This is a genomic window from Laspinema palackyanum D2c (genome assembly GCF_025370875.1).
Taxonomy (GTDB): Bacteria; Cyanobacteriota; Cyanobacteriia; order Cyanobacteriales; family Laspinemataceae; genus Laspinema; species Laspinema palackyanum.
Genome location: NZ_JAMXFD010000008.1, coordinates 24827 through 39411, shown reverse-complemented (window position 1 = coordinate 39411; position 14585 = coordinate 24827). Strand labels below are relative to the sequence as shown.

General features: G+C 45.7%; 13 protein-coding genes and 1 pseudogene. 12 read left to right on the top strand and 2 right to left on the bottom strand.

What is annotated here, in order from left to right; all coding sequences use genetic code 11:
* The gene (gene ubiE, locus NG795_RS11960) at window positions 1-729 is read right to left on the bottom strand and encodes a bifunctional demethylmenaquinone methyltransferase/2-methoxy-6-polyprenyl-1,4-benzoquinol methylase UbiE (RefSeq protein WP_367288895.1); all 729 of its coding nucleotides are present in this window, start codon (window positions 727-729) and stop codon (window positions 1-3) included.
* Window positions 726-1673, bottom strand: a complete 948-nt coding sequence (locus tag NG795_RS11955; protein WP_367288894.1) for a response regulator — start codon at window positions 1671-1673, stop codon at window positions 726-728. The genes ubiE and NG795_RS11955 overlap by 4 nt, the downstream gene beginning before the upstream one ends.
* A gap of 333 nt (window positions 1674-2006) precedes the next feature.
* On the opposite strand from NG795_RS11955, the gene NG795_RS11950 reads away from it, so the two are divergent.
* The 12 genes and pseudogenes from NG795_RS11950 (at window position 2007) to NG795_RS11895 (ending at window position 14302) form a co-directional block, all read left to right on the top strand.
* Window positions 2007-2174, top strand: coding sequence for a single-stranded DNA-binding protein (locus NG795_RS11950; RefSeq protein ID WP_436836049.1), 168 nt, complete (start codon window positions 2007-2009; stop codon window positions 2172-2174).
* A 654-nt stretch (window positions 2175-2828) separates the two neighbouring features.
* Window positions 2829-3437, top strand: a complete 609-nt coding sequence (locus tag NG795_RS11945) for a reverse transcriptase N-terminal domain-containing protein (RefSeq protein ID WP_367288893.1) — start codon at window positions 2829-2831, stop codon at window positions 3435-3437.
* A gap of 151 nt (window positions 3438-3588) precedes the next feature.
* Window positions 3589-3804 (top strand): annotated as a pseudogene (locus NG795_RS11940) (single-stranded DNA-binding protein); the annotation flags it as partial.
* A 76-nt stretch (window positions 3805-3880) separates the two neighbouring features.
* Window positions 3881-4453: a Uma2 family endonuclease gene (locus NG795_RS11935; protein ID WP_367288892.1), complete on the top strand. Its 573-nt coding sequence runs from the start codon at window positions 3881-3883 to the stop codon at window positions 4451-4453.
* Between the two features lie 45 nt (window positions 4454-4498).
* A complete protein-coding gene (locus NG795_RS11930) occupies window positions 4499-5071 on the top strand; it encodes a Uma2 family endonuclease (protein WP_367288891.1) in 573 nt (190 codons plus the stop codon).
* Between the two features lie 51 nt (window positions 5072-5122).
* Entirely contained in the window at window positions 5123-5728 is a 606-nt protein-coding gene (locus NG795_RS11925) for a Uma2 family endonuclease (RefSeq protein ID WP_367288890.1), read from the top strand.
* Window positions 5729-5876: 148 nt separating this feature from the next.
* Window positions 5877-7454 (top strand): bifunctional metallophosphatase/5'-nucleotidase, encoded by a 1578-nt coding sequence (locus tag NG795_RS11920; RefSeq protein WP_367288889.1) that lies wholly within the window; start codon window positions 5877-5879, stop codon window positions 7452-7454.
* A gap of 85 nt (window positions 7455-7539) precedes the next feature.
* Complete coding sequence (locus tag NG795_RS11915; RefSeq protein ID WP_367288888.1) at window positions 7540-10212, top strand: type I restriction endonuclease subunit R; 2673 nt, start codon at window positions 7540-7542, stop codon at window positions 10210-10212.
* A gap of 40 nt (window positions 10213-10252) precedes the next feature.
* Complete coding sequence (locus NG795_RS11910; protein WP_367288887.1) at window positions 10253-11665, top strand: class I SAM-dependent DNA methyltransferase; 1413 nt, start codon at window positions 10253-10255, stop codon at window positions 11663-11665.
* Between the two features lie 91 nt (window positions 11666-11756).
* The gene (locus tag NG795_RS11905; protein ID WP_367288886.1) at window positions 11757-12011 is read left to right on the top strand and encodes a hypothetical protein; all 255 of its coding nucleotides are present in this window, start codon (window positions 11757-11759) and stop codon (window positions 12009-12011) included.
* A gap of 98 nt (window positions 12012-12109) precedes the next feature.
* On the top strand, window positions 12110-12409 hold the full coding sequence (locus tag NG795_RS11900; RefSeq protein ID WP_367288885.1) for a PIN domain-containing protein: 300 nt from the start codon (window positions 12110-12112) through the stop codon (window positions 12407-12409).
* A gap of 225 nt (window positions 12410-12634) precedes the next feature.
* Complete coding sequence (locus NG795_RS11895; RefSeq protein ID WP_367288884.1) at window positions 12635-14302, top strand: restriction endonuclease subunit S; 1668 nt, start codon at window positions 12635-12637, stop codon at window positions 14300-14302.
* The last annotated feature ends 283 nt before the right edge of the window (window positions 14303-14585 follow it).

The window sequence follows — 14585 nt, the reverse complement described above, 5'->3', positions numbered from 1 at the left end:
TCAACTGAGACGTTTAGTGACGACTAATACTCCCATGATGCCACCTGAAATGGGGTAATGTGTGGCTTGGGCGAATCCGGCTTGTTTTGCCAGACGGATTTGTTCGGGTCCTTGGGGGAATTTTTCTAGACTGGGGAGGATGTAGGCATATTCATCCTGGAGTCCATTGGCGGTGGCAACGGGGACAACGATGGTTTGAAGAATCCACTGCTGAACGGCGTTGAGGGTGGGATTGTTGGGGCGATGGAAGTCCAAAATGGCTGCGGTTGCACCGGGTTTGAGAACGCGATGGAGTTCCCGCAGACTGCGTGGGATATCGGTGACGTTCCGCAATCCATATCCCATTGTTGCCGCATCAAAAAAGTTGTCGGCAAAGGGGAGATGGAGGGCGTCTGCTTCTATCCATTGGATAGTTCGCGGGGGGTAGAGGCGAGCGCATCGCTGACGGGCGATTTCCAGTTGAGCACAGGAGAAATCCACGCCGAATACCTGTCCGGTTTTGCCGACTCGTTCCCCCAGCAATTGGGCGAGGTCCCCACTGCCACAGCACAAATCTAAGCAAGTATCACCGGCACTGGCTTGACTCCATTTGACGGTCATCAATTTCCAGATCCGGTGTTGTCCCAGACTTAACCAATCGTTGAGGCGATCGTAAACGGGGGCGATGCGGTTAAAGAGGGTTTGAATGCGATCGGCGTCTGTGGTTGTTTCAACAGCAGGAGGGGTCATGGATGATATCGAGTACAAGTTAGGGCTAGGGCCACCTGTTGGGCGGATAGATGCAACAATTCCAGTTCATCCTCGCGCAGGATAGAGGGTTCTTTCCATTGCAGGGATAAGACGGCGATTTGCTCGTTGCGGTAATCAATCGGGATGGCGAGATGGGCTTGGATCCCACAACTTTGGTAGTGGGGGACTGCGGCAAGATCGGGGTCTTTGGCAATATCCACGGCGATCTGAACATTCCCCGAGGCGATCGCCTGGGCAATCAACGGGTCATCCTGCAACCAGTTCTCTATGGTGCCATCTTTACTGTAGGAGCTTTGGGCCTCAGTTAAAGCATTTTTCTCCACCAACTGTAAAATACAGTAATCCGGAGAAAAGTTTTCCCCAAATGCTTGAGCCAAGGGAGGTAGACAAGCCTCTAAACTGTTAGCAGAGCGAGCAACGCCGACAATGGTCATCAGGAGATTGGTTTGCGCTTGAGCGCGTCGCAGTTCCTCTGTCCGTTGTTTGAGGAGTTCGTAGGTTTCTGCCGCCCGTTGAACCACGGTTTTGAGTTCATTGGGGTCCCACGGTTTAGTAATGTATTTATAGACTTGTCCGGAGTTGATGGCTTCAACGAGATCTTCAATATCGGTGAATCCAGTCAAGATAATCCGCACGGTATTGGGAAACTGGGGGACCGTTTTACTGAGAAACTCGGTTCCCTTCATTTCCGGCATCCGCTGATCAGAGATGATCACCGCCACTTCCCCTTCTTGAGAGAGGATTTCTAAAGCACTGGCCCCACTATCGGCTTTAAGGACCTGAAACTCTCGCCGGAAGGTGCGATAGAGCAAATCCAGGTTATCGGGTTCATCATCGACAACCAGCATTTTCGGTTTTTTTCTGCGCTCTCGACTTTTCAATTGACTCTTGATGTTATCTAGTTCAGGGATTGCGTTATCCATAACACTACAATAAACTCCTTTCGCCCCACCGTCTGAGTAACCACCCTCAATCAATAGTACCCAATCTGGGTAGGGGGGTTAGAACATTCCCGGGAAAAGTTGCGATCGCCCAGGGATGCAAGCCCCTTTTCCGGATGTCAACCCGGGATTTTGCCTGGGGTTACCCGTTTTACCTCGGGTTGCTTACGCCTGTGCCCACCCCTGATCGGGATCCCTGGACTGGATTCTCCTGGGAGGCAAGCAGAGGCAACGAGAGGCGATCGGCTAAAATCTTGAATCCTCACTTTCTCCACAGAACCGAATGCTAAACTAATAAATTGACCCTTACTCGTCATGCTTATGAGTTTAAATGTAGTCACCTTAGTTGGTCGAGCAGGCCAAGATCCAAATGTCAAATATTTCGAGTCGGGCGATGTTGTTTGTAATGTTACCCTAGCCGTCAATCGTCCTACTCGGAACAGTGACACCCCCGACTGGTTTAATTTAGGTGTGACCCGTTAGTTAGAAACCTTATTTTCCAAAAATAAGGGGGATTAACTACAAGGAAATTGGGGAAATTCCCAAACCCTTGATAACTGAATGTTCATGTTGGTGAGAGCAAATTATAATATCCCGTTGAAGAGAAAACAACATCCTTCAACCCCTCAAGTCCAACCCTCTCGGATGCAAGAGTGAAAGCATCCTCCTCACCCTTGAAACTAGCAGATTCAACGGTGGCAGCAAAGGAGGAAACGGAGGTCATTCGGACCCTTACCGAAAATCCCTTCTAGCAAGAGGTTATGGGTAGCTGAATGCAAAGGTATGCAACCGTCGTTAACCAGTCCCAGCGAAAGAGGTTGATACGCTGGCGTCAAAATGACCTAGGGTTAAATTGTCATCTTCAACCGAAGTTTGACAGATTGGAATTGCTCATCTAAATGGAGCAATTTGCATCCCCCACACCCTCGGCGGATAGTACCACCCTAACGCCTCAAATCAATGAACATTCGGAACGGGGAGTCGATGACATTTCTTAAAATCGGTCGATATTTTAAGTAGGTGCTAACCGGATAATGTCATCCGACGAGGATTGAGACCGAAGCCAAAGCCTAACTGTAATGGTTATGGATATGCTGATAGTCTCACGGTGATTTGGAGAAAAATTCATCAATTGCAATGCAAATGTCTAATACCAGTCAATCGACTCCGGTGGAATGGAACAACCTCAACTGGCGTAAGCTAGAACGAGCCGTGTTTAAGTTGCAAAACAGAATTTTAAGAGCCGCTCAACGTGGAGATGAAAAAGCCGTTTGCAAGCTGCAAAAAACCCTGGCACGCTCTTGGTCCGCAAAATGTCTGGCAATTAGAGAAAACCTGAAAAAAGTTCATCCCTACCCGGATAGAAATAGAGCCGGTTGTCAGGGGAACTGTAGGAAATCTCAACTCCAAGGGGTGGATAAAAAATTGGGGGAGAAAAAAGGCGATCGCTCGGTTCGGGCTGCCAAAAAAATTCGCAATTGTACCCAACAAATATCACGGCTATTCAAAGCCAATAAAACCGCTAAACTGGAAGATTTAATCCCCAAAATCCACACCATTATTCAAGATTGGCGCAACCAAAATCCGCATCCAGGCAGCACGAAACTCCTGAAGAGACTCCATCATGATTTGCACCAAATCGTCATGCATTGGGGACGCAGAAGGACCGGGAGTTATCACCGAGCATATCATCTCTACTGGGAGCAACTAAATGGCAGAGTCAAACGGGGAAAACAACCCAGTTAAGGGCATTCTTTAACCGGAAATTGACCCCAAAAAGAGGCTTTTTATATCAGCGCACCAAATCACTGAGGAGCCGTATGAGGGGAAACTCTCATGTGCGGTTTTGAATCAGAGGTTAGCGAGGTGACTGGCTAATCGACTGTAACAATTCAGGGGTAAAACAGCAGACGTTGCCGCTCAATATGTCCGAAAAGGGAGTTTAATCGGTGTCAGCGGAAGTTTAAAATTTGAATATTGGAATGACCGTTCCAGCGGCGTCCAACGTTCTAAACCCGTAATCAGAGTCGAACGCCTAGATTTGCTCGGTTCTAAACAGGATAACGAACAGGGTGGAGGAAATATGAAAGGGGGTTATTCCGATGAATTCTAAACCCTAAAAATCACAGGTAAGGACAGGGGATACCCTTGTCCTGCCTGAGTCCCTAAACAAGCATCCCGGAGGAAGAATGGCAGTCACATTGAATCTACAACCGGCGCTCAAACTGACTCCAGAACAGTTTGCCGAGTTAGCGCAAATTAATCAAGAATTACAACTAGAATTAACCGCAACTGGAGCGTTAATCATTATGCCACCCACTGGAGGAGAAACGGGAAATAAAAACTTTGAAATTTATATCGATTTAGGACTCTGGAACCGCAAAAAACGACTGGGTAAAGCCTTTGATTCCTCCACGGGGTTTCGGTTGCCAAATGGTGCCGTGCGATCGCCTGATGTCAGTTGGCTCAAACTAGAACGATGGGAAGCATTAACTCCAGAACAGCGTAAGAAATTTTTACCCTTATGTCCCGATTTCGCCGTGGAATTAGTCTCCGAAACCGATGAGATTCAAACCACCCGGTCCAAAATGCAAGAATACCTCACCAACGGATTGCGCTTAGGTTGGTTAATTGACCCCGAAACTAAAACCGTCGAGATTTATCGTAAAAATCGGCCAGTAGAAATTTTGCAATCTCCTCCAACCCTATCTGGGGAAGAAGTATTACCAAATTTTATCCTAAATTTACAACCAATTGGGTAACTGTTAATCTATAAAAAAACAAGAGAAAAAGGTTTAGGGGGAAGGATGGAAGTTACTTTAAATCTACAACCCGCGTTAAAAATGACTGTAGAACAGTTCGCAGAATTAGCGCAAATCAATCAAAACTTACAGTTAGAATTAACTGCAAATGGAGCGTTAATCATTATGCCACCCACTGGAGGTGAAACAGGCGATCGCAACTTTGAATTAAGCGGCCAATTGTGGGATTGGAACCGCCAAAACCGCCTGGGGAAAGCCTTTGATTCCTCTACTGGGTTTAGGTTGCCGAATGGTGCAGTGCGATCGCCTGATGTCAGTTGGCTCAAACTAGAACGATGGGAAGCATTAACCCCAGAACAACGGAAGAAATTTTTACCCTTATGTCCCGATTTCGCCGTGGAATTAGTCTCGGAAACCGATGAAATTCAAACCACCCGTTCCAAAATGCAAGAATACCTCACCAACGGATTGCGCTTAGGTTGGTTAATCGACCCCGAAACCAAAACCGTCGAGATTTATCGTAAAAATCGCCCAGTGGAAGTATTACAGTCTCCTTCCACCCTATCCGGAGAAGAAGTATTACCGGGTTTTATCCTAACGTTACAACCGATTTGGTAAACTGAAAGTCATAAAAAATTAAAATAAAGCATCAAAACTTAGGAGAATATCATGATTGCTAATCCCAACCACAATTATATGAGTCCAGAAGAATACTTAGAATGGGAGGAAAAACAACCCCTCAAATATGAATATATGAATGGCAAGGTTTTTGCTAAAAATGAAGAGATAAATAGTGAAAATCTGGCCCTAACTGGAAGAACAATTGCTCATAACGAAATAGCCGTTAATTTAACCACTGCACTCAAAAATCATCTGCGGGGAAAAGGATTTAAGGTGCTAATGGCCGATTCCAAACTCGGGGTTTCTGAATCTGGACCTTTCCATTATCCTGATGTCATGGTCACCTGCAATGAACAGGATAAACTTGCCAAAACGGTGATTAACTTCCCTTGTTTAATTGCCGAGGTTCTCTCTCCAGGAACCGAGGGATTTGACCGAGGCCAAAAATTTCAGAACTATCGGCAGATTTCTACCTTACGCGAGTATCTCCTAGTGAGCGCAAACCAAAAAATGGTGGAGTGTTTCCGATTGAATGAAAAAGGGTTATGGGAACTTTCTACTTATGGAGAAGGGGATGAAATAGAACTGACCAGTATAGAGTTTCGGGTTCCTATAGACTTGATTTATGAAGATGTCGTCTTCAGCGAAAAATAACCCGGGTTAACTCCCAATTTTAAAACATCGGCTTGGATAGAGTATTTATTTTAAAAAAATAACGACCTATTTCTAGTATCACTCCATTCAAGCCTTTTTAAATCACTCGAATTGCGTCTTTCCGGTCTTGATGATAACGAGGTGACTCATGAAACGCCTACAGATTTGGAAAACTTGCAGCCTCATTTTATCTGGATTCAGCATTCTGCTCGCCACTCCTGTTTTTGCTGAAATTGTTAACCTGAATTTGCTTCATCTCAATGACATCAATGAAATCACACCACCTCAGAATGAAAATGCTCGGGGGGGATTGGCGCGAGTCGCTACATTGAGACAGCAATTACTAAGGGAAAACCCCCATACTTTTACCCTGTTGGCGGGTGATTTGTTGAGTCCTTCTGGACTGGGAAATGCTCAAATCGAGGGACAGGCGATCGCCGGTCAGCAAATGGTCGCCGTGATGAATACCCTGGGACTCGACTATGCCACCTTTGGCAATCACGAATTTGACCTCAGAAAAGAACAATTTTATGCTCGCTTGCAAGAGTCTAATTTTCAATGGTTTTCCACAAACGTTTCCAATGAATTTGCAGAACCCTTTCAGCAAGTCCCTCGGTCTATCATCTTTGAAATAGCGGGCGAACAAGGTACAGTGGTTAGAGTCGGATTAATCGGGGTAACCCTGGATTTAAACCGGAGAAATTATGTAACCTATACTGACCCAATTGAATCAGCAAAAACTCAAATTCAGCAATTGCAAGGCCAAGTGGATATTCTGGTAGCCCTCACCCATCTCTCCTTTGAACAGGATAAACAATTAGCCGAATCTATCCCAGAAATTGACCTCATTCTCGGGGGTCATGAACATGAAAATATTCAGGTTTGGCGCGGTGCTAATCTCACCCCGATTTTTAAGTCCGATGCCAATGCGAAAACTGTATATGTTCACCGTTTAAGCTATGATACGACCACTCAACAGCTCAATATTATTTCAGAATTAGTCCCCATTACTCAATCCATCCCTGAAGATTTAACCGTGAGGCAAATCATCAATGAATGGCTAGAAAAAGGATATCAAGCCTTTCGAGATAATGGATTTAATCCTGATGAAGTGATTGCCACCCTCACCGAGTCCCTGGATGGGTTAGATAGCCGCATTCGCCATCAACCCACCAACTTGACCAGATTACTCACTCAATTTCTGTTAAATGAAGTAAAGAATGCTGATTTAGCAATTCTGAATAGTGGCGCAATTCGGATCGATGACGTGATTGAACCCGGTCCGATTACCCAATATGATATCCTCAGACTGTTGCCTTTTCCGGGTTTGGTGATGGCAGTTGAAATGAAAGGGAGTCTGCTAGAACAAGTTTTGAACCAAGGAATCGAGAATAAAGGGACTGGGGGTTATTTGCAAACGGCGAATGTCCAGCAGGATATCGATAATAATTGGATGATAGCCGATCGCCTCCTCAAACCCACTCAAACTTACACCGTTGTTCTCCCTCAATTTTTAGTAGAAGGCAGAGAACAAAACTTAGCTTTTTTAACCTGTGAACACCCGGATATTCACTGTGGCGAAGAACTCCGAGATATCCGATTAATTGTGATTAACCAATGGAAAAAACTGTCTCCAGTGACGTTTAATCCTCTGTCAAGGCGATCGCCTTTAGAAAAACTGACCGGAACATCACGCGATCGCGAAACCTGGGCGATCGCCCGTTGAGGGTTAAGCTGGGAGGGAGATTGTAACGAGTCGATTTGGGGTGGCATCCTACCTCTGAGACTTGCACTTCTGTAGCGACACCATCATGAGCAAAGAACCGGAATCCATTACCAGACGCGATCGCATTAACAAAAAGCTCCAGGCACTCAATCCCCCTTGGCAAATCATCCCCTATAGTGACAGATTGGATACCAGCCAACTGAAATGCCATGCCGTTGAGGAATATCCGACTGCCAGTGGTCCTGCGGATTATGCTTTATTCGTCCAGGGTCAGTTGCTGGGGTTCATTGAGGCGAAGCGAGTATCCTTGGGTGCTGAAGGGGTGTTAACGCAAGCAAAGCGGTATTCTAAAACAACGTTTCAGGGGGTGGGGAACTGGCGTGGGTATCGAGTGCCGTTTTTATTTTCCAGTAATGGAGAATTGATTTATTTTCTCGATGTGCGCCAGGAAAATAATCTGTCTCGTCAGATTACCACCTTTCATTCTGCCGATGCCTTAACTGAGTTGTTCAAGCGGGATGAGGAAAGCTGCGATCGCTGGTTTCTGGAGAATGCGATCGCCGAAAATACCCGATTGCGTCCCTATCAGGAAAAGGCGATCGCAGCAACGGAACAGGCGATATCCCGAGGGTTGCGACATTTATTGATTGCGATGGCAACCGGAACCGGGAAAACCTTCTGCACCGTGTCTCAAGTTTACCGTTTGCTGGCATCCAAAAAAGCTCGGCGGATTTTATTTTTAGTCGATCGCCGTGCTTTGGCAGCGCAAGCCGTCCGAGAATTTGCCTCATTTGATACCCCACGCGGCAACAAATTTAATAAAGAATACGAAGTTTACAGCCAGCAATTTCGGCGAGAAGATTTTGGGGAAGAAGAATCCTTTAACCCGGAAGTATTACCCAGTGCTTACTTAACGAATCCCAACGAAACCCATACCTTTGTCTATGTCTCCACCATTCAACGGATGACGATCAATCTGTTTGGGAAAGGGACAGGTGCCGAAGGGGAAACGGGGGATGTTGAAGAGGAAAGCGATGCCGAACAACTAGATATCCCCATTCATGCCTTTGATTTAATTATTGCCGATGAGTGCCATCGGGGATATACCTCTAGCGAGGTGGGTTCTTGGCGCAAAACCATTGACTATTTTGATGCGATTAAAATTGGCTTGACTGCTACCCCGGCAGCGCATACCGTCTCTCTATTTCGCGAAGTGGTGTATCGCTACACCACTCAACAGGCAATCCAAGATGGGTGGTTAGTGGATTATGAGCGCATCGATATTCATTCCGATATCCGCTTAAATGGCACGTTTGTCCGTGAAGGGGAAATGGTGGGCAGAATTGACCGGGAAACGGGTGAAGAGGTTTACGATGAATTAGAAGACGAGCGGGAATTTTCTACCACTGACATTGAGCGAAAAATTACTATTCCTGACAGCAATCGCAAGATTATTGAAGAGATTGCTAAATATGCGTCTCGCCATGAACAAGAAACCGGGCGGTTTCCCCGAATTTTGATATTTGCGGTGAATGATTTAGCCCATATTTCCCATGCAGACCAAGTGGTGAGAATTTGCAAGGAAGTCTTTGCCAGAGGGGATGAATTCGTACAGAAAATCACCGGAAAAGTGGATCGACCTTTGCAATGTATTCGGGAGTTTCGCAACCGTCCTCAGCCTAAAATTGCGGTTACTGTGGATATGCTCAGTACCGGGGTAGATATTCCGAGTTTAGAATTTATTGTCTTTATGCGCCCGGTGAAATCGCGAATTCTCTGGGAGCAAATGTTGGGACGGGGGACGCGCCTCTGTGGGGATATCAACAAAACTCATTTCACAATTTTCGATTGTTTTGGCGGGTCGTTAATCGAGTATTTTGCCGAGGTTAGCAATTTTAAAATCGAACCCCTGCGTCAGCAGAGTGTCTCGGTGAAACAGGTGATGGAAAATATCGTGCAGAATCGCGATCGCGAGTCTTCTCTCAAAGCATTTACGAAACGACTGCATCGCATCCATCGCAACATGAGTGAAGAGGCGAGACAGCAGTTTGCTAACTATATCCCGGATGGGGATATCGGGGGATTTGCCCGCAGTCTGCCGGAACGGATGGAAACCGACTTCGCCAATACCCTGAATTTGCTGCAAAATCCTGGGTTTCAGGATGTTTTGGAGAATTACCCCAAAGCCAAACAGACCTTTTTAGTGGGGTATGAGGGTGAGGATCAAGTCTCGTCTGAAGTCGTGATTCAAGGCAAAAAACCCGAAGATTACCTGGATAGCTTTTCTCGGTTTGTGCGGGAGAATAGTTCCCAGATTGAGGCGATGCGGATTTTACAGGAACGTCCCCAGGAATGGAATTCCCAGGTCCTGGAGGAACTGCGGCAGGTTTTGCAGAAAAATCAGTTTTCTGAACCGCAACTTCAACGCGCACACCAATTGGTGCATAATAAAGCCTTGGCTGACATCATCTCAATGGTGAAACACGCCACGCGCCCAGATGAACCGATTTACACCGCACAGGAACGGGTAAACCGGGCGTTAGCGCGGGTGATGGCAGGCAAGGAGTTTAATCCGGAACAGTTGCAGTGGTTGGGTTACATCGGCGAATATCTGGTGCAAAACTTGACAGTTGAGATAGATGATTTTGAATATGCCCCGATTTTCGAGCGTTATGGGGGATTGGGAAAAGCGCAAAAAGTGTTTCAGGGACAGTTAGAGGCATTGATTGCCCAAATTAATCGGGAAATTGCCCTTTAAAATCCCTTTTCCAGGGTTGTCAGCTCAATGGATATTAAGAATGGATGTCGTAAATAAACTCTGGGGATTTTGCAATACCCTCCGCCATGATGGGATTGACTATGGCGACTATATCGAACAGTTGACCTATCTGCTGTTTCTGAAAATGGCGGATGAGAAGGGGATTAAGATTCCCCAGGGGTGCGAGTGGGACAATCTTAAATCCTATTCCGGGACGGATTTAGCTGACTATTACTTGGATATCCTGCGGCAATTGCGGGAGGAACGGGGATTACTGGGGGATATTTTCACCCAGGCAATGCCGAGGTTTAACAATCCAGTGAACCTCAAACGCCTGATTGCCATGATTGATGAGGAAGAGTGGACCTCCCTAAATGTGGACGTGAAGGCGCAGGCGTTTGAGGGATTGCTGGAAAAGGCGGCAAGCGAAGGGAAAAAAGGCGCGGGACAGTATTTTACCCCTCGGGTACTGATTCAATCCATCGTCCGGTTAATGAAACCAGACCCTCGGGTGAGTCCCCATTTCAAGATTTGCGACCCTGCCTGTGGGACTGGGGGTTTTTTGGTGGTGGCGTATCAGTGGTTGATGGAACAGACGGGGGGCGTTTTTGACCGCAAGGACATTAAGCGAATCAAAACCCAAACCTATTACGGACAAGATTTGGTGCCCCGTCCCCGGCGTTTGGCGTTGATGAATCTATTTTTGCAGGGGTTGGAACCGACGATTTATCTCGGGGATGCGATTTACGAAGCCGATCGCGCAGAACGTTATGATTGCATTTTGACCAATCCGCCCTTTGGCACAAAAGGGGCGAATCAAGCGCCGGGACGGGATGACTTTACCATTGAGACGAGTAACAAACAGTTAAATTTTATCCAGCACGTTTTGACGACGCTCAAACCCGGGGGACGCGCGGCGATGGTGTTGCCGGATAATTGCTTGTTTGAGGATAAGGCGGGAGAAGTGTTTAAAATTGTGATGCAGGATTGCAACGTGCATACTGTATTGCGCTTGCCTCGGGGAACCTTTACGCCTTATTCTCAAGGGGTGAAAGCGAATGTGGTGTTTTTGCAGAAAGGTTTACCCACTGAGGCGGTGTGGATTTTTGATGCCCGTTCCAATGTGCCGGGGGTAACGAAGAAAGAGCGCCCTTTGACATCCCAGCATTTTGCGGAATTCGAGCGCTGTTATGGGGATGACCCGAATGGAAATAGCAAGCGGGAAGATTTGGGACTCGAAGGGCGGTTTCGACGGTTTTCCCTAGCGGAAGTTCAGGAACGGGATTACAAACTGGATTTGACTTGGCTCAGGGATGAGAGTTTAGAGGATGCGGATAATTTGCCGGAACCCCAAGACTTGGCGAGTGAAGCTATTACTGAGTTAGAAGCAGTAGTGGATGATTTGAAGGATATTTTGGCTTTGATGGAGTTGGATGGCAATGACTATTTATAAAACCTCAATGATGATGGCGGACTCCACACCGTTAGATAAAATTAAGCTATAATTTTTTCAACCTTTATAAATTGAACCTGCAAAATATAAAATGGAAATTCTAAAACTCAAAATCCGGGCTGATGGGGAAGGAAAAGTAGTTTTACAAGTGCCTCAAAATTTAGCGAATCAAGAGTTGGAAATAGCTATTATTTATCAAGCCACTTGTCCACCCCCCGTCACTCAACGCCCAGAGGAATTAGGCTGGCCTCCTGGTTTTTTTGAACAGACCGCAGGCTGTTTAGCAGATGAGCCCTTGGTCAGATATGATCAAGGGAAATATGAGGTTAGGGAGGTATTTGATTGATTTATTTGCTAGATACAAATGTCTGTATTCTGTATCTAAATCGTCGCAATTCTGGAATACAGAAACATTGAGAGCATTTATCTCCCCGGGATATTGCGGTGTGTTCTGTAGTTAAAGCAGAATTGTTTTATGGAGCGATGAGAATCTCAAACCCTGCTCGCACACGGGCGCTACAGGAGGTATTTTTAAATCAGTTTATTTCTTTACCGTTTGATGATGCCGCAGCGAGTATTTTTGGGAGGATTCGTGTTCAATTGGCCGCTTTAGGAATGCCCATCGGTCCCTATGACCTCCAAATTGCCGCGATCGCTTTAGTGAATAATCTGATTTTAGTAACCCATAATGTTCGGGAGTTTGAACGAGTGGAAGGGTTACGCCTAGAAGACTGGGAAGCCTAAAACTGAGATGCTATAGAATACAGAATAGATGATAAAATTTTTGACAAGTATTCTGAAAGGGATGCAAGGGAATGGGGATGTTTTCCAGAAGAGTTTACCTAATACGTTGGTGTAATCGCTTTTCTGGAACTGCAAGACTGGAGAGGCGATCGCAGAGTTAGAAGCGGTGGTGGATGATTTAAAGGATATTTTGGCATTGATGGAGTTGGATGGGGAGGATTAGGAATGGTTGACAGTAGGACAGATCGAAGTCGAGGTCTCCAAAATTTACCTGAACTTTCTCAGGGGTGGGTTTGGACTATTACCAGCGAGATTTGTGCTTCCGTCAGAGACGGGACACATGATACCCCAAAATATGTTGTTAATGGAGTTCCATTAGTTACTTCAAAAAATCTAAAAAATAATTGTATAGATTTTGTAAATACTAAAAAAATTAGCGATGAAGATCATCAACAAATAAGCCTACGTTCAGGAGTAGATAAAGGTGATATATTGATGGCAATGATTGGAACAATTGGGAATCCTGTAGTTGTTGAGACCGAGATAGAATTTAGTATTAAAAATGTAGCGCTTTTTAAAAAAAATGAATCTGCTATAAATTCCTTATATCTAAAACATTGGCTACAAAGCGAATTTTTAAAAAACTTTCTAGAAAATGAAGAATTTTTAAAGGGAAGTACACAAAAATTTATTCCTTTAAAATATCTACGAGTTCTGCCAGTCCCCTTACCACCCCTCAACGAACAACGGCGCATTGTTGCCAAGCTGAAAAAGCTGCTGGCAAAAGTGGACGCCTGCAAACAGCGATTAGAGAAAATCCCCACCATCCTGACTCGCTTTCGTCAATCGGTCTTAGCTGCGGCTTGTTCCGGTCGCCTCACAGCCGATTGGCGCAAACAAAATCCCGATGTTGAACCCGCATCAGAACTATTAAAGCGGATTCAGGAGGAAAGTCAACAGCGTTATGAGGAGGAGTGTGCCAAGGCTAAAGCAGAGGGAAGGAGAAAACCGAAAACTCCTTTCAATCAAGATTCTTCTGTAGATTTTGAACTGGATATCAATTTACCCTGTTCTTGGTGTGTCACCTCTCTAGGTTCTATTACGGAAACTCAGGGAGGAATTCAAAAAACACCCAAAAGAAAACCTAAAAATAATCCTTATCCTTATCTGCGAGTTGCCAACGTTTACCGAGGCTATCTAAATCTTGATAATATTGAGTATTTTGAAATATTCAATTCCAGAGAATTAAATACATGGAAATTACAAGCAGGCGATTTACTTATTGTCGAAGGCAATGGTAGCTCCAAAGAAATTGGGAGATGCGCTATTTGGAATGGGGATATAGAAAACTGTGTTCATCAAAATCACATTATTAGAAGCAGGCCATTATCTATAGTTCAGCCAAGCTTCTTGCTAACTTATCTAAATTCCCCTCAAGCAATCGTGGTGATGATGCAACTATCTAGTTCTACAAGTGGTTTGCATACACTTAGTGTTAGTAAAATTAATAATATTGTTATTCCGCTTGCTCCCCTCCCCGAACAACAAGAAATTGTCCGGCGAGTGGAAGCACTATTCCAAAAAGCCGATCGCATCGAACAACGCTACGAAAAAGCCAAAGCGCATATTGACCAACTCACCCAATCCATTCTCGCCAAAGCCTTTCGAGGTGAACTCGTCCCCCAAGACCCCAACGACGAACCCGCCTCGGTACTCCTCGATCGCATTCGCGAGGAACGCGCCAACCCACCCCAAGCCAAAACCGCTAAAAAATCCACGGAGAAAACCCCCAAAGGAACAGGAAAGCGGGGAAGGAAGAAAGCACAACCGCCTGAACCCCCCGAATCGGACAACTCAGAACCGATTCAGTTAACGCTACCGGGAATCGAGTAGGGTGGCAATTTTCCACTGGAAAGGCGATTTTTATGGATCGTTGAGGGCGTCACCGATTATCATAAAAAATGGCTCATCAGACGCAAACTGATGAGCCATTAGCAATTAATGGACAGCAGCCAGGAACTGCTTATCCACCTTTGTGTTTGGTTTTATCCACTAACTTGTAATATAGGTTAGGCTCGGGTGTAGGGGGCAGGGGGTTTCCTTTAATCGACGTAATTTCCGGCCCCTTACTGCCGCCGCGCGGCCCCGTCAACTCGTATTGACCACTCACAGGCGT